The sequence below is a fragment of the Pseudoroseomonas cervicalis ATCC 49957 genome, assembly GCF_000164635.1.
GTDB classification, from domain to species: Bacteria; Pseudomonadota; Alphaproteobacteria; order Acetobacterales; family Acetobacteraceae; genus Pseudoroseomonas; species Pseudoroseomonas cervicalis.
In genome coordinates, this window is sequence record NZ_GG770778.1 from 717,012 (window position 1) to 738,255 (window position 21,244).

Consider the following 21,244-nt stretch of genomic DNA (forward strand, 5'->3'; position numbering starts at 1 on the left):
CGCCCGCCGCGCTCGGCGCCACCCCGGCCCCGGCCTCGCCGCCAGGCCGCGCCCCGCAGGGAGGTGCCCGATGAAGCGCGCCATCCTCGGCGGCGTCGCCATCATCGCGCTGGCCGCCGCCTTCTCCTCGCCCTTCATCGTGCAGCAGACCGAGCAGGTGCTGGTGACGCAGTTCGGCGAGCCGCGCCGCGTCATCACCGAGCCGGGGCTGCACTTCAAGGTGCCCTTCGTGCAGACGGTGATCAGCTTCGACCGCCGGCTGCTCGATTTCGACGCGCCGGGCGAGGAGGTCATCCTCGGCGACCAGCGCCGGCTGATCGTCGACAGCTTCACCCGCTTCCGCATCACCGACCCGCTGCTGTTCTTCCAGACGGCGGGCGCGGTCGAGGCGGGGATCCGCGGGCGGCTCTCCTCGATCGTCGTCTCGGCGATGCGCCGCGTGCTGGGCAATGAGCCGCTGCTGGCGGTGCTGTCCTCCGACCGCGCGCGGATCATGGGCGAGATCCGCCGCCAGGTGAACGAGGAGGCGCTGCGCTTCGGCGTCGCCGTGGAGGATGTGCGCATCCGCCGCGCCGACCTGCCGGAGGAGAACACCCAGGCCATCCTGCAGCGCATGCAGTCGGAGCGCGAGCGCGTGGCGCGCGAGGCGCGCGCCGAGGGTGCCGAGGTGGCGGCGCGCATCCGCGCCGGCGCCGAGCGCGAGCGCACCGTCATCCTGGCGGAGAGCGAGGCGCAGTCCAACACGCTGCGCGGCCAGGGCGAGGAGGAGGCGATCCGCCTCTTTGCCGACGCCTTCCAGCGCGACCCGGAGTTCTACGGCTTCTACCGCGCCATGCAGGCCTATCGGGAGACCTTCTCCGATGGCGAGACGCGGCTGATCCTGACGCCGGATTCCGAGTTCTTCCGCTACTTCCGGCAGAGCCAGCCGGGGCAGCGCGTGCCGGGCGTGGTGCCGGTGCCGGAGGCGCCGGTGGCGCCCGCCGGCCTGGCGAATGGCGCCGCCCAGCCGGCCGCGCCCCAGGGCGGCATGGGCCAGGGCGGCATGGGCCAGGGCGGGGTGGGCCAGGGTGGGGCCACTCAGGCCCCGGCCGCGCCGGATGCCAGCCCGGCGCCCGCCCCGGCCACGCCGTAACGGCGGCCGCCCGGCGTGACGCTGACCCAGCTGCTCGCCGGGCTGGCGGTCGCCATGGCGCTGGAGGGGCTGCTCTACGCGGCCTTCCCCGGCGCCATGCAACGGGCGGTGACGCGGCTCGCCGCCCTGCCGCCCGACCGGCTGCGCTGGACCGGGCTGGCGGCGGCCATCGCCGGCATCGCGGTGGCGAGCCTGCTGGCGCGCTGATACGGGAGGCGGTGAAATCCTCGCCATCGGCAAGATGGCGAGGCTTTTTGTAACAGCTTTTCGCCTATGCTCGCGGCTTCCTGCACTTCCGGTCCTGTCTGGCTCGCCCTATGTCCGAAACACCAGGCCGACCGGCCCATGGTTCCCGCCGCTCCAGCGAGGTTTGCCCGATGCGTCTCGCCACCCTATTGCTGACTGCCACGGTCGCCGCGGCACCCCTCTCCCTGCCGTTCACGGCCCTGGCCCAGCCGGCGGCGCAGCCCGCCCCCGCGGCGCCCGCGCCGCAGGGTTCGGTGCATGCGACGCCGGAGAGCTTCGCGCCGCTGGCGCGCCGCCTGCTGCCCTCGGTGGTCAATATCCAGACCAGCCAGACGCTGCAGGCGCGGGCCAACCGCCCCGACGCGCCGGAAATGCCGCAGGCCCCGCCGGGCAGCCCCTTCGAGGAGCTGTTCCGCGACTTCTTCGAGCGCAACCGCCCGCCCGGCGGCGGCGCCCGCCCCGGCCAGCCGCCGCGCCGCGCGCAGAGCCAGGGCTCCGGCTTCATCATCGACGCCTCCGGCATCATCGTGACGAACAACCACGTCATCGACGGCGCCGACGAGATCAATGTCGTGCTGCAGGACAACACGACGCTGCGGGCGGAGCTGATCGGCACCGACAGCCGCACCGACCTGGCCGTGCTGCGGGTGCGCAGCGACAAGCCGCTGCCCGTCGTGCCCTTCGGCGATTCCGATTCGGCCGAGGTCGGCGACTGGGTGCTGGCGATCGGCAATCCGCTGGGCTTCGGCGGCTCGGTCACCTCGGGCATCGTCTCGGCGCGCGGCCGCAACATCAATGCCGGCCCGTATGACGACTTCATCCAGACGGACGCCGCCATCAACCGCGGCAATTCCGGTGGCCCGCTGTTCAATGTCCGCGGCGAGGTGATCGGCATCAACACCGCCATCGTCTCGCCCTCCGGCGGCTCGATCGGCATCGGCTTCGCCATTCCCTCCAACCTGGCCAAGAACATCGTGGCGCAGCTGCGCGACGGCGGCCGGGTGCGGCGCGGCTGGCTCGGCGTGAACATCCAGCAGGTGACGGACGAGATCGCCGAGAGCCTCGGCCTGCAGGGCGGCGCCCGCGGCGCGCTGGTCGCCCGCGCCCAGGAGGACGGCCCCGCCGCCAAGGGCGGCATCCAGAATGGCGACGTCATCCTGAAGTTCAACAACCAGGATGTGCGCGAGATGCGCAACCTGCCGCGCATCGTCGCCGAGACGCAGGTGGGCTCCAAGGTGCCCGTCACCGTCTGGCGCGGCGGGCGCGAGCAGAATCTCGAGGTCACGGTGGCCGAGCTGCCGGTGGACCAGCAGCAGGCCGCTGCCGGCAGCGCGCCGCAGCAGGCCCGCCCGGGGGCTGTGGTGGAGCTGTCCGGCCTCGGCCTGAAGGTCGCGCCGATCTCGCCCGAGACCAAGGAGCGCTTCAGCCTGCGCGACGATGCCCGTGGCGTGGTGGTGACCGAGGTGGCGCCGAACAGCAGCGCCGCCGAGCGCGGCATCAGCGCCGGCGACCTGATCGTCGAGGTGCAGCAGAACCGCGTCTCCAACCCGCAGGAGGTGCAGGAGCAGCTTGCCCGGCTGCGCCGGCAGAACCGGCCCAGCGCGCTGATGCTGATCGAGAACGCCCAGGGCCAGCGCTTCGTGCCCCTGCGCCTGCAGCCCGAACGCGGCAACCCCGGTTAATTTTTTTCGGGCTGCCGCCGTCCCGTGGAGAAGCGGGACGCTGCACTGGACTTAAAGAGACCGCTGCCCCGGCAGCGGTCTTTTCTTTCGGGCGGTTTTTCTTTCGGGCTGCCGCCGTCCTGTTGGGAGGCGGGTCGCGACACTGGGCCGAAGCGTGGGTGATGAGTGCAGCGACCCCGTCTCGGCCCTGACCGGCAGCGGACAGAAAAAAGATGGGGGGCTGGGGGAATTCATTCCCCCAGATTCTTTCCGCCGGAGACTAGGAAACGAACTCGCTGGCGCGGTAGCCCTGGGCGTAGAGCAGAGCCTTGAGGTCGTTATGGTCCACCCGCACGCGCGCCGAGGCGGCCACCACCGGCTTGGCGTGGTAGGCGACGCCGAGGCCGGCGGCGCCGATCATCGCCAAATCGTTGGCGCCGTCGCCGACCGCCAGGCTGGCGGAAAGGGGCAGGCCCAGCTCGGCGGCGAGGTGCTTGAGGGTGGTCAGCTTGGCGTCGCGGTCGAAGATGGGTTCGGCGACGGTGCCGGTCAGCGCCTTTCCGTCATCTTCCAGCACATTGGCATGGTGGCTGGAGAAGCCGAGCAGGCTGGCGACGCGGCCGGTGAACCAGGTGAAGCCGCCGGAGGCCAGGGCGCAATGGGCGCCATTGGCCACCATGGTCCGCACCAGCGCGCGGGCGCCGGGCATCGGGTGGGTCTCCTTCCAGGTCGCTTCCAGCGCCGAAAGAGAGAGGCCCTTCAGCATGGCGACACGCTCACGCAGGGCGGTGGCGAAATCGATCTCGCCATTCATCGAGCGGCGGGTGATCTCGGCGACCTGTTCTTTCAGTCCGGCATAGGCGGCCAGCTCGTCCAGCGTCTCGCTGGTGACGATGGTGCTGTCCATGTCGGCCACCAGCAGGCGCTTGCGGCGGCCCTCGGCGGGTTGGGCGACGCAATCGACCGGGGCACCGGCCAGCGCCGCGCGCGCGGCGGCGTCGGCCTGCTCGGGCGCCAGGCCGTCGAAGGGCAGGTCCACCGCCTCGGCCTCCGCCAGCCAGTCGGGCTGGCCGAGCCGGGCGCCGAGCGCCGAGAGCGCGTCGCGGACAGGGGGAAGGCGCGTCGCCGGCAATTCGCCGGCGGGCGCGATCAGGGTGAGCACATGCTGCATGGGGGGCGGACCATGCCTGTCCGCGCATGACGGATCAACCTTTCGCGCTGCTGGTGGCCGGGCCGACGGCCAGCGGCAAGTCGGCGCTCGCCCTGGCCATCGCCGAGAAGCTCGGTGGCACGGTGATCAACACCGACAGCATGCAGCTCTATGCCGGGCTGGCGGTGCTGACGGCGCAGCCGGATGCGGCGGAGCAGGCGCGGGCGCCGCACCGCCTCTATGGCGTGCGCGACCCGGCCGAGGCGGCCAGCGCCGCCTGGTGGCGCGGCCAGGCGCTGGCGGAGATGGCGGCGGCGCGGGCGGCCGGACGGCTGCCGATCCTGTGCGGCGGCACGGGCATGTACTTTCGAGTCCTGATCGACGGCATTGCCGAGATCCCGCCGATTCCCGAGGCGGCGCGGGAGCAGGCGCGCGGCCTGTTGGCGGCGGAGGGGCCGGCGGCGCTGCATGCCCGTCTGGCAGAGATCGATCCGGCGACGGCGGCGCGGCTGCGCCCCTCCGACAGCCAGCGGCTGGCGCGGGCCTATGAGGTGTGGCTGGGCACCGGGCGTGGCTTGTCGGCCTGGCAGTCGGACGGGGCGGGGGAGGGGGCGAACGGCCCGGCCCCCTGGCGATTCGCCGCCCTGCTGCTGGACCCGCCGCGGGAGGCGCTGCGCTCGGCCATCCGCCGCCGCTGGGATGGCATGATCGCCGCCGGCGCGGTGGAGGAGGTGCGGGCGCTGCTGGCGCGCGGGCTGGACCCGGCCCTGCCGGCGATGCGCGCGCATGGCGTGCCGGAGCTGGCGGCGATGCTGGAGGGGCGGATGACCCTGGCGCAGGCGGGGGAGCGCGCCTGCCTCAATATCGGCCAGTACACCAAGCGGCAGGCGACCTGGTTCCGCCACCAGCGTATGGCGGACCCGAGCGAGACGCATACGATCCATGCGCGTGTGGCCGGGGTGGAGCAATTTTCAGAAAGCGAAAGGCGGGAAATTTTCGCGTTTGTTTGTTCGCGCGTTGACGCGGGGCCATCGGGCGCGTAGATCGGGGGCCCAGACCGTGCGCCTTGGCGTGCGGCTCGGCAAACCCAACAGGAAAGCCAGGCATCACCATGTCCTCTGCGACCCTTCCCGCCGCGTCCGACACCCAGTCCCTGACGGGTGCCGAGATCGTCCTGCGCGCGCTGAAGGAGCAGGGCGTAGAGGTCATCTTCGGCTATCCGGGCGGTGCCGTCCTGCCGATCTACGACGCCATCTTCAACCAGAACGCCATCCGCCACATCCTGGTCCGCCACGAGCAGGCGGCGGTGCATGCGGCGGAGGGCTATGCCCGCTCCACCGGCAAGGTGGGCTGCGTGCTGGTCACCTCCGGCCCTGGCGCCACCAATGCGGTGACGGGGCTGGTGGACGCGCTGCTGGACAGCATCCCCATCGTCTGCCTGACCGGGCAGGTGCCCACCCACCTGATCGGCAATGACGCCTTCCAGGAGGCGGACACCACCGGCATCACCCGCCCGGCCACCAAGCACAACTACCTGGTCAAGCAGATCGACAAGCTGGCCGAGACGGTGCACGAGGCCTTCTATGTGGCGCGCTCCGGCCGCCCCGGCCCGGTGGTGATCGACCTGCCGAAGGACATCCTGATCGGCAAGGGGACCTACAAGCCGGCGCCGTCCACCGAGCACCGCTCCTACCGCCCGCAGGTCGAGCCCGAGGCGGCGCAGATCGCCAAGGCCGTCGCCATGATGAAGGCGGCGAAGCGCCCGGTGGTCTATGCCGGCGGCGGCGTCATCAATGCCGGGCCGGAGGCGTCGGAACTGCTGGCGAAGTTCGTGCGCATGGCCGGCTTCCCCTGCACCAACACGCTGATGGGCCTCGGCGCCTTCCCGGCCAGCGACCCGCAGTTCCTCGGCATGCTGGGCATGCACGGCACCTACGAGGCGAATCTCGCCATGCATGGGTGCGACGTGATGTTCAACATCGGCGCCCGCTTCGACGACCGCGTGACCGGCCGGCTGAACGCCTTCGCGCCGCATTCGCAGAAGATCCACGCCGATATCGACCCGTCCTCGATCAACAAGAACGTCAAGGTCGAGGTGCCGATCGTGGGCGACGCCGCCTCGGTGCTGCGCGCGCTGATCGCGGCCTGGGAGGCCGACACCACCCGCCAGGACCGCGAGGCGCTGGCCGGTTGGTGGCGTCAGATCGACGAGTGGCGCGGCCGCAACTGCCTGCACTATGTGCAGGAGAGCAAGATCATCAAGCCGCAGCACGCGGTGAAGCGGCTCTATGAGCTGACGCGCGAATGCGGCAAGGACACCTTCATCTCCACCGAGGTCGGCCAGCACCAGATGTGGGCCGCGCAGTATTTCGGCTTCGAGAAGCCGAACCGCTGGATGACCTCGGGCGGGCTCGGCACCATGGGCTACGGCCTGCCGGCGGCGATGGGCGTGCAGGTCGCGCATCCGGACGCGCTGGTGATCGACATCGCCGGCGAGGCCTCGATCCTGATGAACATCCAGGAGATGTCGACGCTGGCCCAGTACCGCCTGCCGGTGAAGGTGTTCATCCTGAACAACCAGTATATGGGCATGGTGCGGCAGTGGCAGGAGCTGCTGCATGGCGGCCGCTACTCCGAGAGCTATTCCGAGGCGCTGCCGGATTTCGTCAAGCTGGCCGAGAGCTTCCACGGTGTCGGCATGCGCGCCGAGAGCACCGACGACCTTGACCGCGTGATCCGCGAGATGATCGCCATCGACCGCCCGGTGATCGCCGATATCTGCGTGGACCAGAAGGAAAACGTCTTCCCGATGATCCCCTCGGGCGCCGCGCACAATGAGATGCTGCTGGCCTCCAACCAGATCAGCAGCGGCGCCGGCGTGACGGATGAGGGCACGGCGCTCGTCTGAGCGCCGCCCCGCCTGCCTCCCCGCCACGCCCGCCAGACGATTTTCCCAGGACCGACCATGCCTGACCCATCCGACCTGATTCAACGCGCCGCGACCATCGCGGTGCTGGTGGAGAACGAGGCCGGCGTTCTCGCCCGCGTCATCGGCCTGTTCTCCGGCCGCGGCTACAACATCGACAGCCTGACCGTGGCGCCGGTCGACGCCGAGGGGCGGCTGTCGCGCATCACCATCGTCACCTCGGGCACCGAGATGGTGATCGAGCAGATCAAGGCGCAGCTGGACCGGCTGGTGCCGGTCCACAAGGTCGCCGACCTGACGCTGGAAGGCCCGCACCTGAACCGCGAGCTGGCGCTGATCAAGGTGGTCGGCTCCGGCTCCGCCCGGCAGGAGGCGCTGCGCCTGGCCGACGCCTTCCGGGCGCGGGTCGTCGACGCCACCACCGAGAGTTTCGTCTTCGAGATGACCGGCAGCGGCGAGAAGCTGGACGCTTTCATCAATCTGATGCGCCCGCTGGGGCTGGCCGAGGTGTCGCGCACCGGCGCGGTCGCCATCGCCCGCGGGACGCGGAGCCTTTCGGTTTAGAGGGTCGTTTCCATGAGCGGTATTGAAGATGCTCGACAGACGATCCTGTTTTTTCTCCAAGACAGCCTGGAGAAGAAGCCGGGATGGGATCGAAAAGTCGAGCATGCAATGCTAGTGCTTGCAGGCGCAGGAAATCCGACCGACGGTCGCCGTCTACTAGCGGTTCTTGCGCTGGCCGAGGCCGAGCGCAGCGTTCGTCAAACTGAAGCTTCTTAACGGGGGAGTGCGCGAGATGCGCGTCTACTACGATCGTGATGCCGATGTGGGCCTGATCAAGGGCAAGAAGGTCGCCGTCATCGGCTTCGGCAGCCAGGGCCACGCCCATGCCATGAACATGCGCGATTCCGGCGTGACCGAGGTCGTGATCGGCCTGCGCCCCGGCGCCTCCGCGAAGAAGGCCGAGGCCGCCGGCTTCAAGGTGCTCTCCCCGGCCGAGGCCGCGAAGTGGGCCGACCTGGTGATGGTGCTGACCCCGGATGAGGGCCAGGGCGACCTGTATCGCGAGCACCTGCACGCCAACATGAAGGAAGGCGCCGCGCTGGCCTTCGCGCATGGCCTGAATGTGCATTTCAACCTGATCGAGCCGCGCGCCGATATCGACGTCTTCATGATCGCGCCGAAGGGCCCCGGCCACACGGTGCGCGGCGAGTACCAGAAGGGCGGCGGCGTGCCCTGCCTGGTGGCCGTCCACCAGAACCCCTCGGGCAATGCGCTGGAGATCGCGCTCTCCTACGCCTCCGCCGTCGGTGGCGGCCGCTCGGGCATCATCGAGACGACCTTCAAGGAAGAGTGCGAGACCGACCTGTTCGGCGAGCAGGTCGTGCTGTGCGGCGGCCTGGTCGAGCTGATCAAGGCCGGCTTCGAGACGCTGGTCGAGGCGGGCTACGCCCCCGAGATGGCCTATTTCGAGTGCCTGCACGAGGTGAAGCTGATCGTCGACCTCATCTATGAGGGCGGCATCGCCAACATGAACTACTCGATCTCCAACACCGCCGAGTATGGCGAGTATGTCACCGGCCCGCGCATCATCACCGCCGAGACCAAGGCCGAGATGAAGCGCGTGCTGAACGACATCCAGTCCGGCAAGTTCACCCGCGACTGGATGCTGGAGAACAAGGTCAACCAGGCCTCCTTCAAGGCGACCCGCCGCCGCCTGGCCGAGCACCCGATCGAGGAGGTCGGCACCAAGCTGCGCGCCATGATGCCCTGGATCACCAAGGGCGCCCTGGTCGACAAGTCCAAGAACTGATTTCTTTCGGGCTGCCGCTGTCCTGTTGAGAAGCGGGACGCGACGCTGGGCCGGAGTGGCCCTTGTGAGTGTGGCGATCCCGTCGCGGCCCTGACCGGCAGCCGGAAGAAAAAAGAAGGGGTCCAGGGGAATTCATTCCCCTGGCCTTTTTTTGTGTGCTGAAACTGCCGCGTTCCATTCCCGTTCCAGCATCGCCTTTAAGGGGAATTCCGACGATGCGGCTGTTCCGGTGCGAAGTGTGCGGTCAGCTCCTGTATTTCGAGAACACGCGCTGCGAGCGGTGCGGGTCGGGGCTTGGCTATCTGCCGGAGCGCAACCGCCTGAGCGCGCTGGACCCTGAGGGCGGCAATGTCTGGCGCCCGCGGGCCGATCCGCAGCGCCTGTATCGCTTCTGCGCCAATGCGCGGCACGATGCCTGCAACTGGATGGTTCCGGCGGAGAGCGGCGACGAGTTCTGCCTGGCCTGCCGGCACAACCGCACCATTCCCGACATTTCCGACCCTGAGCGCCGGGCGCATTGGCAGCGCATCGAGGCGGCGAAGCGGCGTGCCTTCTATTCCTTCATCCGGCTGGGCCTGCCGCTGATCAGCCGCGACGAGGATCCGGAGAACGGGCTGGCCTTCGACTTCCTGGCCGACCCGGAGACGGCGGATGCGCCGAAGGTGATGACCGGCCATGACAATGGCCTGATCACCCTGGCGCTGGCCGAGGCGGATGATGCCGAGCGGGTGAAGCGCCGCACCAGCATGGGCGAGCCCTATCGCACGCTGCTCGGCCATTTCCGGCATGAATCCGGGCATTATTTCTGGGACCGCCTGGTGCGCGATGGCGGCCGGCTGTGGCAGTGCCGCGCCGTGTTCGGCGATGACAGCCAGGATTACGGCGCCGCGCTGCAGCGGCACTATGCCGAGGGGCCGCCGGCCAATTGGCAGGAGAATTTCGTCAGCACCTATGCCACCGCCCATCCCTGGGAGGATTTCGCCGAGACCTGGGCGCATTACCTGCACATCGTCGACACGCTGGAGATGGCGCGCGCCTTCGGCATCGGCATCGACCCGGCGGTGGACCGGCGGGACGAGCTGACGGCGGAGGTGGATGTCGACGCCTATCGCGAGACCGATATCGGCCGGGTGATGGAGGCCTGGGTGCCGCTGACGGCGGCGGTGAACAGCCTGAACCGCTGCATGGGCACGGCCGATCTGTATCCCTTCGTGCTGTCGCCGGCGGTGGTGGCCAAGCTCGGCTTCATCCAGGCGCTGGTGCATGGGCAGGTGCCGCCCGACCGCGGTTGAGGGCGGCCGGTCGGCGCGCGCCGATTGACGCCACGCGGCGGGCGACGCCAAGCTCGGGGGCATGACGATCCTCGCTCCCGACAGCCCCTATCCCCGCGACTTCGTGGGCTACGGCCCCAACCCGCCGGACCCGCAATGGCCGGGGGGCGCGAAGCTCGCCCTCTCCTTCGTGCTGAACTACGAGGAGGGGGGTGAGAACAGCGTGCTGAACGGCGATGCCGGCAGCGAGATCTATCTGAACGAGACGCCGGGCGGAAACCCGGTGCTCGGCCAGCGCGACATCGGCAAGGAGAGCCAGTTCGATTATGGCGCGCGCGCCGGGGTCTGGCGCATCCTGCGCATGTTCGCCGAGCGTGACATGAAGCTGACCGTCTACGCCGTGGGCCGCGCGCTGGAGCTGAACCCGGCGGTCGGCCGCGCCTTCGTGCAGGCGGGGCATGAGGTGGCCAGCCATGGCTGGCGCTGGATCAACTACCAGCATGTCGATGAGGAGACGGAGCGCCGGCACATCGCCGATTGCGTCGACACGATCGACCGCATCACCGGCCGCCCGCCGGTCGGCTGGTACACAGGCCGGATCAGCGAGCAGACGCGCCGCCTGGTGGCCGAGCAGGGCGGATTTCTCTACGACAGCGACGCCTATGATGACGACCTGCCCTATTACGTGAAGGTCGCGGGCAGGCCGCGGCTGATCATCCCCTACACGCTCGACAACAACGACATGAAGTTCGCGGTGCCGCCGGGCTTCACCGCCAATGACGGCTTCACCCAGCATCTGACCGATGCCTTCGACTTCCTGCGCCAGGAGGGCGAGACGGCGCCGAAGATGATGAGCGTCGGGCTGCATTGCCGGCTGGTCGGCCGCCCCGGCCGCGCCGCGGCGCTGGCGCGCTTCCTCGATCATGTGGCGGCGCATCAGGATGTCTGGGTGGCGACGCGGGAGGAGATCGCGCGGCACTGGCTCACGGTGCATCCGCCGGCCGGGTGAGGGCAGGGTGCCCCGGGGCGGCGGACCGTCCCGGGGCTGTTCGGATGGCTCAGGCGGCGCGGCGCCAGGACGGCGCGGCGCCGGCCCCGCCGCTGCGGGACAGGGATCGCAGCCCGCCCAGCGGCTTGAGCATGGCGATGGCCTCGGGGCAGCGGCTCTGCCCCTCCCAGGCGCCGGGCTGGAAGCCGCTGCGCGCATAGAAGCCCATGGCTGGGCGGCGGGCATTGACGCAGAGGCGGTGGGCACCGAGGCGCCGCGCATAGGCCTCGGCCTCGGCCAGCAGCAGCGCGCCCAGGCCATTGCCGCGCTGCGCCGGGTCGATGGCGATCAGCCGCAGCACCGCGCGCCCATCCGGCTTCATGTCGATGCGGATGGTGCCGAGCACGGCATCGCCCTCGGCCAGGATCAGCGGGTGGTTGGCGGGGTCGCGCTCATCCGGGTGTCCGGGGTCGTAACGGCAGGGATAGGGGCCGTCCGCGCGGTGATACAGTTCGAAGATGCAGGTCTCGCGCAGCGCATGGTAGCGCTGGCGCTCGGTTTCGCTCCGCATGGCGCGGAGCGTGATACTGGAAGGGCGCACAAGGCACCTGGTCGCCGTGACGGAAGCCGCCTCTCGGGCGGCCCTTGCCGGCCCGGCCGCATGATGCGCCGGGCAGCGCCAGCCTAGCGTGGCGGGCGGGGGCGAAGCCATCGCGCGGCACCGATGTCAGAAAAGCTTCACGCGGCGCGGCGACGCCGTTCTGCGGCGGGCTTCTGACCCTGTGGCGGCCCGGGAGAGGGCCGCGCGGCATGGGCTCGCGCCGCATCGGCGGGCCATGGGCGGAGGCGCGGGCCAGGGCGTTTTTTGAGATTCTTCCGCGAAAGAAAACATCTCGCCTGGTCTGGCCCCGGCCCTGGCCCGATCCGGCGGTGGCCGCGCCATTCGGCCGCGACCTTAGCGTTGCCTTCACCATCGCTGCTGCATAGCGGTAGCCTGTTGTGGGGGCAAAATGACCTTCTTGGCCAATCTCAGCGTTGGGCGGAAGCTCGCGCTCGCCGTCATCCTGCCGCTGCTGCTGCTGGGTGGCATGATCACCGTCGTCTGGAATGCGCTCGGTGAGATCGAGGAAAATTTCGCGCGGGAGGTGCGGGCGGATGAGGTTGGCAACCGCCTGATCGAGATCGAGGTGGCGGTGAATGACGCCCGCGTGCATCTGCGGGACGTCATCAACGCCGATCTGGCGCAGGCGCTGGACAGCGCCGAGGCGCTGGGCGCGCGGGCGATGGCAAGGGCCGAGAGTCTGGCCCGGGAGGCCATGACCAACGCCACGAGCCCCGCCGTGCAGGCGGCGCTGCGCGACGGTCTGGAGCGGTTCCGCGAATATGCCGAGGTGCGGCAGCGCGTGATCGCCGAGCGCCGGCGCCTGCTGGACACGCGCGACCGTTTCTTCGCCCTCGGCCGCGAATATGGGCAGAGCTTCGAGCTGGCGGCGGGGGAGATGGAGTTCGCTCCGGCCGCGCCGGAGCGGGAGGAGCGGCGCCAGCGCCTGCTGTCGCTGAACCGCGCCGCCACGGATATCCGCATCGCCCTGCTGGAGGAGCTGAGCATGGCGGATGAGACGCGCCGCCGCCGCGTCATCAGCGCCGCGCAGCAGATGCGCGTCTATCTCCGGCCGCTCAGCAGCGCGCCGCCGCCCCGCATGGTGGATCTGCGGCCGCTGGCGGCGCAGGCGGAACAGATGGCGATGCTGGCGGAGGGGGTGCTGGCCTCGCTCGACGCCATCGAGGTGCTGCGCCGCACCGGCGTCGTGCCCAATCGCGAGCGGATGGAGGCCGCGCTGGCCGCCGCCGCGGCCGCCATGGAGATCGAGGAGAATGTCAGCGTCGACCGGCTGCATGCCAGCCTGGAAACCGCGCGCACGACCATGCCGCTGGCCGGGGCGCTGATGGCGGTGCTGCTGGTCGGCCTCGGCGTGGCGAATGCCCGCGCCATCAGCCGCCCGCTCACCGGCCTCGCCGCCATGGTCGCGGCCCTGGCGCGTGGCGAGGTGACGGATAGGATCGCCGGCGAGGGCCGCAAGGACGAGATCGGCGTCATCGCCGGGGCGCTGCGCAGCCTGCAGGCCACCGTGACCCGCGCCTTCGCCCAGGGGCAGATGCTGGAGCAGGTGCCGCTCGGCGTCATGGTGTGCGAGCCGGGCGGGACACTGCGCATCACCTACGCCAACGCCACCAGCAAGGCCGAGCTGGCGAAGGTGGAGAAGGCGCTGCCCTGCCGCGCGGCCGAGATCGAGGGGCAGAGCGTCGATGTGCTCGACGACCCGCGCAACCCGCAGCCGCTGCGCGCCCTGCTCTCCGACCCCGCGCGCCTGCCCTATACCGGCCAGCTCCAGCTCGGGGGGGAGGTGCTGCTGCTGCGCGCCACCGCCATCCGCGACGCGCGCGGCCAGTATCTCGGCCCGATGCTGAGCTGGTCCGTCATCACCGCCCAGGCACGCCTCGCCGAGAGCTTCGAGGCCGAGGTGGGCGCGGTGGTGGCCGCCGTGGCGCGCTCCGCCACCCACCTGCAGGAATCGGCGCGCGGCATGAGCGGCAGCGCCCGCCGCTCGGGCGAGGAGGCCGCGGCCGTGGCCAGCGCCAGCGCGCAGGCCGGCAGCAGCGTGCAGGCGGTGGCGGCCAGCGCCGAGGAGCTCGCCGCCAGCGTGGCCGAGGTGACGCGGCAGGTGCAGAGCGGCGCCGGCGTGGCGCGCGACGCGGCGGAGGAGACGCGCCGCGCCGATGCCACCATCCGCAGCCTCTCCGACGCCGCCGAGCGCATCGGCGAGGTGGTGGAGCTGATCAGCAGCATCGCCGGGCAGACCAACCTTCTGGCGCTGAACGCCACGATCGAGGCGGCGCGGGCGGGGGAGGCGGGCAAGGGCTTCGCCGTCGTGGCCTCCGAGGTGAAGAACCTCGCCAGCCAGACCGCCCGGGCGACGGAGGACATCGCCAGCCAGATCCAGTCCATCCAGGGCAGCACCGCCCAGGCGGTGGCGGCGCTGCGCGGCATCGGCAACACGGTGGAGCGGATGAACCAGGTGACCGCCACCATCGCCGCCGCGGTGGAGGAGCAATCCGCCGCCACGCAGGAGATCGCCCGCAGCGCCGCCCAGGTCTCGGAGGGCACCCAGGCCGTCAGCCGCCGCATCGGCGATGTCAGCGCCGCCGCGGCGGAGACCGGGCAGGCCGCCGCCTCGGTGCTGGAGGCGGCGGGCGGCCTGTCCGGCCAGGCGGCGGCGCTGCGCAGCAAGGCGGACGAGTTCCTCCGCTCCGTGCGGGCGGCCTGAGCGGCGGGGCGGCGGGGGCGTGGCAAAAAGCCGCCCGCGATGGAGAAACCTCTTGCGGCCGCCCCGCGCCCTGCTTACCGTCCTCCCCGATGAACCGCACCGCGCGCCTTCCCGTGCTGACGAACGGCCCTGCCGCCGTCGCCACGCGCGCGCTGGCTGGCCTCCTTCTCCTTCGACTTAGCCGCCCCTGGGCGTGACGCCCGGCTGACCTGCCGGCATCGCTCAGGGGGACCCCCTCGGGGGAGCGTGGGCGCGGCACGACGCCCCTAGGACCGGCACGAGCGAGAACGAAGGAACGCCACCATGGCCATTCAGCACCCCAGCTTCGGCACGATCGACGAGAAGCGCGTCATCGTCTTCGACACCACCCTGCGCGATGGCGAGCAGTCGCCCGGCTTCTCCATGAACCTGGAGGAGAAGCTGCGCATGGCCGAGGCGCTGGCCGATCTCGGCGTCGACGTCATGGAGGCCGGCTTCCCGATCGCCAGCCAGGGCGATTTCGAGAGCGTGCAGTCGATCGCCCAGCGCTTCGCCAAGGATGGCCCGGTGGTGTGCGGCCTGTCGCGCTCCGCCCCCGGCGACATCCTGCGCGCGGTGGAGGCGGTGAAGCCCGCCGCCCGCCAGCGCATCCACACCTTCCTCTCCACCTCCGACCTGCATATGCGCGTCAAGCTGCGCATGAGCCGCGAGGAGGTGCTGGAGGCGATCCAGAAATCCGTCTCCCTGGCGCGCAACCACGTCGCCGATGTCGAATGGTCGGCCGAGGATGGCAGCCGCACCGATCCGGATTTCCTCTGCCGCTGCGTCGAGACGGCGATCAAGGCGGGCGCCACCACCATCAACATCCCCGACACGGTGGGCTATGCGGTGCCGGCCGACATGGCGCGCATCTTCGCCATGCTGCGCGAGCGCGTGCCGGGCGCCGATGGGGTGATCTTCTCCACCCACAACCATGATGATCTGGGCCTGGCGGTGGCCAACACCCTGGCCGCGCTGGACGCCGGCGCCCGGCAGGTGGAGGCCACCATCAACGGCATCGGCGAGCGCGCCGGCAATGCCAGCCTGGAGGAGGTGGCGATGGCGCTGCGCACCCGCGCCGACGTCATGCCGTATTCCACCAACATCGTCACCACGAACATCCTGAAGACCAGCCGCCTGCTGGCCACCATCACCGGCTTCGACGTGCAGCCGAACAAGGCGATCGTCGGTCGCAACGCCTTCGCGCATGAGAGCGGCATCCACCAGGATGGCGTGCTGAAGGACAAGACCACCTACGAGATCATGACGCCGGAGAGCGTCGGCTGGGCCACCAACTCCCTGGTGCTGGGCAAGCATTCCGGCCGCGCCGCCTTCCGCGACAAGCTGGCCAGCCTGGGCTACACGCTGGGCGACAACCAGCTGAACGACGCCTTCCGCCGCTTCAAGGACATCGCCGACCGCAAGAAGACCGTGTTCGACGAGGATATCGTCGCCCTGGTCGATGACGAGGTGATGCGCGCCCAGACGCGGGTGAAGCTGGTGGCGCTGACGGTCGCGACCGGCATGGGCACGCGGCCGATCGCCAGCGTCTCGCTCGAGGTCGATGGCGAGATGTGCGATGGCGTGGCGGGCGGCGATGGCGCGGTGGACGCCACCTTCAACGCGCTGCAGCAGGTGGTGCCGCACAAGGCCAATCTGAAGCTCTATGCCGTGCAGTCGGTCACCGGCGGCACCGATGCGCAGGCGCGCGTCACCGTGCGGCTGGAGGAGGAAGGCAAGCTGGTCGATGGCCAGGGTGCGGATACCGACACCATCATCGCCTCGGCCCGCGCCTATGTGCATGCGCTGAACAAGCTGCTGGCCAAGCGCGCCCGCACCGCGCCGCCGGAGATGATGCGCACGCCGGCCTGAAGAGGCAGGGGGCTCTGCCCCCTGCACCCCCGCTGGGGGGACAGGGTCCCCCCAGACCCCGCCAACTGTTCGCGGGGTCCGGGGTGGCCGTGCCACCCCGGCGGTGGGGTCTGGGGAGGCAGAGCCTCCCCAGGAACTACCCCACGCCCCCCAGCACCGCGTCGAACTGCTCCACCGCCCACTCCACCTGCTCGCGCGTGATCACCAGCGGCGGCGCGATGCGGATGGTGTGGTCATGCGTGTCCTTGGCCAGGATGCCGCGCTCGCGCAGCGTCTCGCAGTAGCGCCGGGCGCCGCCGGCCTCCGGCTGCAGCTCCACCGCCAGCATCAGCCCGCGGCCGCGCACCTCGCGGATGATGTCGCTGCGGATGCCCTCCAGCCCGGCGCGGAAATGCGCGCCCTGGACGGCGGCGTTCTGGATCATGCCTTCCTCGGTCAGCACGCGCAGCGCCATGCGCGCGACCGCGCAGGCCAGCGGGTTGCCGCCGAAGGTGGAGCCATGCTGCCCCGGCTTCAGCACCCCCAGCACATCGGAATTCGAGAGCACGGCGGAGACCGGGTAGAACCCGCCCGACAGCGCCTTGCCCACCAGGGTGACATCGGCCTCTATGCCCTCATGCTCCTCGGCCAGCAGCCGGCCGGTGCGGCCGAGGCCGGTCTGGATCTCGTCCAGGATCAGCACGACATTGTGGCGGCTGCACAGCTCCCGCACGCGGCGGAAATAGCCGGCGGGGGGAATGCGCACCCCGGCCTCGCCCTGGATCGGCTCGACCAGGAAGGCGACGGTGTTCGGGGTGATGGCGGCTTCCAGCGCCGCTTCGTCGCCAAAGGGCACCACGCGGAAGCCGGGCGCGAAGGGCCCGAAATTGCCGCGCGCCTCGGGGTCGGTGGAGAAGCCGACAATGCCGAGGGTGCGGCCATGGAAATTCTCGTCGGCGACGAGGATCTCGGCCTGGCCCTGCGGCACGCCCTTCACCTCATAGCCCCATTTGCGCACCGATTTCAGCGCGGTCTCCACCGCCTCAGCGCCGCTGTTCATCGGCAGCACCTTGTGCGAGCCGGTGAGCGCCGCGATCTCCTCATAGAAGCGCGCCAGCTGGTCGTTGCGGAAGGCGCGGGAGGTAAGGGTGAGGCGCCCGGCCTGCTCGACCATCGCGGCCAGGATGCGCGGGTGGCAATGCCCCTGGTTCACCGCCGAATAGGCGGAGAGGCAGTCGAGATAGCGCCGCCCCTCGACATCCCAGACCCAGACGCCCTCGCCGCGGGTCAGCACCACGTCGAGCGGCTTGTAGTTCTGCGCGCCCAGCGCCTGTTCGGTGGCGATGAACTCGGCCATGGGGGCCAGGGTGAGGGACATCTTCGCCTCCTGTCGGGTTGTGCGCGGTGCGGCCCGTGCCGAGCCGCGCCGTGTCGGGGGTCAGGCCGCGCGCCGCGCGCCGTGGGGCGCGCCGAACAGCTCGGCCATCAGCGCCACGGTCAGGCGCGCGCTGCGCTCCTCGCGGTCGAGGAAGGGGTTCAGCTCGACGATGTCGAGCGCGGCCAGGCGCCCACTGTCGCGCAGCAAGGCCAGCGCCTCGGCGGCTTCCTCGGCGCTCAGCCCGCCGGGCACCGGGGTGCCGACGCCGGGCGCCAGCACCGGGTCGAGCGAGTCAACATCGAAGCTGACATGCAGCACCCCGTCCTCCGCCGCCACGCGCGCCAGGAAGGGCCGCAGCGCCGCCGCCACGCCGCCCTGCCGCAGCGCCGCGGCGGTGGTGACGCCGACGCCGCGCGCGGCCAGCAGCGCCGCTTCCTCGGCATCCAGGTCGCGCGCGCCCAGCACCTGCACGCGAGCGGGGTCGACCATCGGCGGCGGGGCGTCGCCCCAGACCGGGCCGAGGCCCGGCTCGCCGCAGAGGGCGGCGAGCGTCATGCCGTGCACATTGCCGCTGGGCGAGGTCGCCGGCGTGTTGAAATCCCCATGCGCGTCGATCCACAGCACGAAGAGCGGCCGGTCCAGCGCCGCCGCATGAAGCGCGCTGGCAGCCACCGAGCCCAGCGGCAGGCTGTGGTCGCCGCCCAGCAGCACGGGCAGCCCGCCCTCTGCCAGCACGGCTTCCGCCTGCGCCTGCACGGCGCGCGCCCAGGCGGCGATCTCGCCCAGATGATGCGCCGGGCGGATGGCGTCGAAGCCTTCCAGCGGGGCGGGGCAGGGCAGGTCGCCCGCATCCCGCGCGCCGGCGCCGAGCGCCCGCAGCAGCCCCGCATGCCGCAGCGCCAGGGGGCCGGCGGCGGAGCCACGGCGGCTCGCCCCCAGATCCATCGCCGCACCGAACATCACCGGGAAACCGCCCGAACGCATCATCCGCACCTCCATTCCGCCCGCGGCTCAGGCGGGGGAAGCGGGACTATGCCAAGCCGGGATGCGCGAAAACGAGACGCGAAATTGCGCGATCAGCGCCATTCATCGCGCAAAGTGACGGGCCTGATCGCGCAGATCGTCAGCCCTTGCGCCGCGCCAGCAGCAGATTGCTCTCGCTGTTCGCCACGCCTTCGATATGCCGGATCTCGCGCAGCGTCGCGTCGAAGGCCTCCAGGCTCGCCACCTCGATCTCCAGCACCAAGTCCCAGCGGCCATTGGTGGCGTGGATGGCGGCCACCTGCGGCAGGCCCTGCAGCCGCCGCGTCACCCGCTCCGTCGCATTGCCCTCGATCTCCACCAGGGTGATGGCGCGGATCGGCGCCGGCTCCGCCTCCCGCCGCAGCACCACGGTGAAGCCCTGGATGATGCCGCGCTCCACCAGCCGGTCGATGCGCGCCTTCACCGTGGCGCGCGACAGGTCCAGCGCCGCCGCCAGGCTGGTCAGCGGCTGCCGCGCATCGTCGCGCAGCAGCGCCAGCAGGGCGCGGTCGGTCTCGTCCAGCAGGCTCATGCGGCATGGCCCCGCAGCACGAGGTCGGTATGGATGCGCACGATCTCCTCCCGCGTCAGCCGGCCCTCCGGCTTGTACCAGGTGCAGGCGCCGGTCAGCATCGCCAGGATGGCATAGGCGCCGATCCGCGCATCCCCCGGGCGAAGCTGCCCCGCCGCCATCCCCTCTTCAAGAATCCGGATCAGCAGCGCCTCATAGCGCCGGCGCAGGGCCAGGATCTGCCGCAGATTCTCTCCCTCCAGCGCGCGCAGCTCGAAATTGGCGATGAACACCTCGCGCTTCTTCTCCAGATGATACAGGAGGTGATGCGCCACGAAGCCGCGCAGCCGCGCCAGCGGGTCGGGTGGGCAGTCCGCCAGCGCGGCGGCGGTGGCGGAGAGCAGCGCCTCCATATGCTCCAGGATCAGCCCGTGCAGCAGCGCCTGCTTGGTCGGGAAATGATTGTACAGCGAGGCCGGCTGCAGACCCACCTCCGCCGCCAGGCGCCGCAGGCTCATCGCCTCATAGCCATGCGCCTGGATCAGCCGCAAACCCGCGGCACGGATGGCCGCCATTGTGCGCCTGCCGTCAGAGCCTGTGATGCGTGCCATGCCTCGCCAGCGCAGGGGGAATGAATTCCCCCTGCAACCCCCTTCTTCTTTCTGTCAGGGCCGGCCGCCGCTGGCGGCCGGCGCAACCCTACCACACGGCGCTTGCGGGCGCAGCAGAAACGAACGTATGTTCGTTTCCAGGGCCGGGAACAGGCCCGCCAGGAGGAGCCGATGCAGGAGCTGGATTTCGGCCTGGGCGAGGCCGCCGACGCGCTGCGCGAACAGATCCGCGCCTTCGCCGCGAAGGAAATCGCGCCCCGCGCCGCCGCCATCGACGCCGAGAACGACTTCCCGGCCGATCTCTGGCGAAAATTCGGCGATCTCGGCCTGCTCGGCATCACCGTCGAGGAAGCTGAGGGCGGCTCCGGCCTCGGCTATCTCGAACACGTCATCGCCATGGAGGAAATCAGCCGCGCCTCCGCCTCCGTCGCTCTCTCCTACGGCGCCCACTCCAATCTCTGCGTCAACCAGATCCGCCGCCACGGCAATGTCGCGCAGCGCGCGCGCTACTTGCCAAAGCTGATCTCGGGCGAGCATGTCGGCGCGCTGGCCATGTCGGAGCCCGAGGCGGGGTCGGATGTCGTCTCCATGCGCCTGCGCGCCGAGCGGCAGGGCGACCATTACCGCCTGAACGGCAGCAAGATGTGGATCACCAACGGCCCGGATGCCGATGTGCTGGTGGTCTATGCCCGCACCGATCCGGCGCCGGGCCCGCGCGGCATCAGCGCCTTTGTGGTGGAGAAGGGCTTCCCCGGCTTCCGCCCCGGCCGCAAGCTGGACAAGCTTGGCATGCGCGGCTCCAACACCGCCGAGCTGGTCTTCGAGGAGTGCCGCGTGCCGGCGGAGAACCGCCTGGGCGAGGAAGGCCAGGGCGTCAACATCCTGATGAGCGGGCTGGATTACGAGCGCGCCGTGCTGGCGGGCGGCCCGCTCGGCATCATGCGCGCCTGCCTCGACCTGGTGCTGCCCTATCTGCGCCAGCGCCGGCAATTCGGCCGCCCGATCGGCGAGTTCCAGCTGATGCAGGGCAAGCTGGCCGACATGTACACCCGCATGAACGCCGCCCGCGCCTATGTCTACACCGTCGCCCGCGCCTGCGACCGCGGCCAGGTGACGCGCCAGGACGCCGCCGGCGCCATCCTGCACGCCGCCGAGGCCGCGACCGCCCTGGCGCTGGAGGCCATCCAGTGCCTGGGCGGCAATGGCTACATCAACGAATACCCTGCCGGCCGCCTGCTGCGCGACGCCAAGCTCTACGAGATCGGCGCCGGCACCAGCGAGATCCGCCGCATGCTGATCGGCCGCGAGCTGATGGCCGGCCAGGGCTGAGGCGCGGCGC

At 70.6% G+C, this 21,244-nt stretch carries 19 protein-coding genes; 13 read left to right on the forward strand and 6 right to left on the reverse strand.

Going from position 1 to position 21,244, the window contains the following annotated elements; translation table 11 throughout:
* Positions 1 to 70 precede the first annotated feature (70 nt).
* The 3 genes from hflC to HMPREF0731_RS10350 all read left to right on the forward strand — a co-directional run bounded on the left by hflC (position 71) and on the right by HMPREF0731_RS10350 (position 3,060).
* The gene (hflC, locus tag HMPREF0731_RS10340; RefSeq protein ID WP_007004055.1) at positions 71 to 1,132 is read left to right on the forward strand and encodes a protease modulator HflC; all 1,062 of its coding nucleotides are present in this window, start codon (positions 71 to 73) and stop codon (positions 1,130 to 1,132) included.
* Positions 1,133 to 1,147: 15 nt separating this feature from the next.
* Complete coding sequence (locus tag HMPREF0731_RS10345; RefSeq protein WP_007004056.1) at positions 1,148 to 1,339, forward strand: DUF2065 family protein; 192 nt, start codon at positions 1,148 to 1,150, stop codon at positions 1,337 to 1,339.
* Between the two features lie 170 nt (positions 1,340 to 1,509).
* A complete protein-coding gene (locus HMPREF0731_RS10350; protein ID WP_007004057.1) occupies positions 1,510 to 3,060 on the forward strand; it encodes a DegQ family serine endoprotease in 1,551 nt (516 codons plus the stop codon).
* A 259-nt stretch (positions 3,061 to 3,319) separates the two neighbouring features.
* Here the strand turns inward: HMPREF0731_RS10350 and serB are convergent, their stop codons facing one another.
* Positions 3,320 to 4,210 (reverse strand): phosphoserine phosphatase SerB, encoded by an 891-nt coding sequence (gene serB / locus HMPREF0731_RS10355; protein WP_007004058.1) that lies wholly within the window; start codon positions 4,208 to 4,210, stop codon positions 3,320 to 3,322.
* A gap of 26 nt (positions 4,211 to 4,236) precedes the next feature.
* On the opposite strand from serB, the gene miaA reads away from it, so the two are divergent.
* The 7 genes from miaA to puuE all read left to right on the forward strand — a co-directional run bounded on the left by miaA (position 4,237) and on the right by puuE (position 11,208).
* On the forward strand, positions 4,237 to 5,232 hold the full coding sequence (gene miaA, locus HMPREF0731_RS10360; RefSeq protein ID WP_007004059.1) for a tRNA (adenosine(37)-N6)-dimethylallyltransferase MiaA: 996 nt from the start codon (positions 4,237 to 4,239) through the stop codon (positions 5,230 to 5,232).
* 68 nt (positions 5,233 to 5,300) lie between these two features.
* Positions 5,301 to 7,097 carry an acetolactate synthase 3 large subunit gene (locus HMPREF0731_RS10365; RefSeq protein ID WP_007004060.1) on the forward strand — a complete coding sequence of 599 codons (1,797 nt, stop codon included), beginning with the start codon at positions 5,301 to 5,303 and terminating at the stop codon, positions 7,095 to 7,097.
* A gap of 57 nt (positions 7,098 to 7,154) precedes the next feature.
* On the forward strand, positions 7,155 to 7,679 hold the full coding sequence (gene ilvN, locus HMPREF0731_RS10370; protein WP_007004061.1) for an acetolactate synthase small subunit: 525 nt from the start codon (positions 7,155 to 7,157) through the stop codon (positions 7,677 to 7,679).
* 12 nt (positions 7,680 to 7,691) lie between these two features.
* On the forward strand, positions 7,692 to 7,895 hold the full coding sequence (locus HMPREF0731_RS24230) for a hypothetical protein (protein ID WP_007004062.1): 204 nt from the start codon (positions 7,692 to 7,694) through the stop codon (positions 7,893 to 7,895).
* A 16-nt stretch (positions 7,896 to 7,911) separates the two neighbouring features.
* Positions 7,912 to 8,928: a ketol-acid reductoisomerase gene (gene ilvC / locus HMPREF0731_RS10375; RefSeq protein WP_007004063.1), complete on the forward strand. Its 1,017-nt coding sequence runs from the start codon at positions 7,912 to 7,914 to the stop codon at positions 8,926 to 8,928.
* Between the two features lie 215 nt (positions 8,929 to 9,143).
* Entirely contained in the window at positions 9,144 to 10,220 is a 1,077-nt protein-coding gene (locus HMPREF0731_RS10380; RefSeq protein WP_040612664.1) for a zinc-binding metallopeptidase family protein, read from the forward strand.
* A gap of 61 nt (positions 10,221 to 10,281) precedes the next feature.
* Positions 10,282 to 11,208: an allantoinase PuuE gene (puuE, locus tag HMPREF0731_RS10385; RefSeq protein WP_007004065.1), complete on the forward strand. Its 927-nt coding sequence runs from the start codon at positions 10,282 to 10,284 to the stop codon at positions 11,206 to 11,208.
* Between the two features lie 49 nt (positions 11,209 to 11,257).
* Here puuE and HMPREF0731_RS23125 read toward each other — a convergent pair whose 3' ends face one another.
* Entirely contained in the window at positions 11,258 to 11,758 is a 501-nt protein-coding gene (locus HMPREF0731_RS23125; RefSeq protein WP_007004066.1) for a GNAT family N-acetyltransferase, read from the reverse strand.
* A gap of 439 nt (positions 11,759 to 12,197) precedes the next feature.
* Between HMPREF0731_RS23125 and HMPREF0731_RS10395 the strand changes: the two genes are divergently transcribed.
* Together HMPREF0731_RS10395 and HMPREF0731_RS10400 are read left to right on the forward strand one after the other, a co-directional pair.
* Positions 12,198 to 14,513 (forward strand): HAMP domain-containing methyl-accepting chemotaxis protein, encoded by a 2,316-nt coding sequence (locus HMPREF0731_RS10395; RefSeq protein WP_007004068.1) that lies wholly within the window; start codon positions 12,198 to 12,200, stop codon positions 14,511 to 14,513.
* 303 nt (positions 14,514 to 14,816) lie between these two features.
* On the forward strand, positions 14,817 to 16,403 hold the full coding sequence (locus tag HMPREF0731_RS10400; protein WP_007004069.1) for a 2-isopropylmalate synthase: 1,587 nt from the start codon (positions 14,817 to 14,819) through the stop codon (positions 16,401 to 16,403).
* 136 nt (positions 16,404 to 16,539) lie between these two features.
* On the opposite strand, the gene rocD is transcribed toward HMPREF0731_RS10400, so the two are convergent.
* The 4 genes from rocD to HMPREF0731_RS10420 all read right to left on the reverse strand — a co-directional run bounded on the left by rocD (position 16,540) and on the right by HMPREF0731_RS10420 (position 19,869).
* The gene (gene rocD, locus HMPREF0731_RS10405; RefSeq protein WP_007004070.1) at positions 16,540 to 17,760 is read right to left on the reverse strand and encodes an ornithine--oxo-acid transaminase; all 1,221 of its coding nucleotides are present in this window, start codon (positions 17,758 to 17,760) and stop codon (positions 16,540 to 16,542) included.
* 60 nt (positions 17,761 to 17,820) lie between these two features.
* Positions 17,821 to 18,747 (reverse strand): arginase, encoded by a 927-nt coding sequence (locus HMPREF0731_RS10410; protein ID WP_245538298.1) that lies wholly within the window; start codon positions 18,745 to 18,747, stop codon positions 17,821 to 17,823.
* A 136-nt stretch (positions 18,748 to 18,883) separates the two neighbouring features.
* A complete protein-coding gene (locus HMPREF0731_RS10415) occupies positions 18,884 to 19,315 on the reverse strand; it encodes an Lrp/AsnC family transcriptional regulator (protein ID WP_007004072.1) in 432 nt (143 codons plus the stop codon).
* Complete coding sequence (locus HMPREF0731_RS10420; RefSeq protein ID WP_007004073.1) at positions 19,312 to 19,869, reverse strand: TetR/AcrR family transcriptional regulator; 558 nt, start codon at positions 19,867 to 19,869, stop codon at positions 19,312 to 19,314. The genes HMPREF0731_RS10415 and HMPREF0731_RS10420 overlap by 4 nt, the downstream gene beginning before the upstream one ends.
* 207 nt (positions 19,870 to 20,076) lie before the next feature.
* Between HMPREF0731_RS10420 and HMPREF0731_RS10425 the strand changes: the two genes are divergently transcribed.
* A complete protein-coding gene (locus tag HMPREF0731_RS10425; protein ID WP_040612667.1) occupies positions 20,077 to 21,234 on the forward strand; it encodes an isovaleryl-CoA dehydrogenase in 1,158 nt (385 codons plus the stop codon).
* Positions 21,235 to 21,244: the final 10 nt, after the last annotated feature.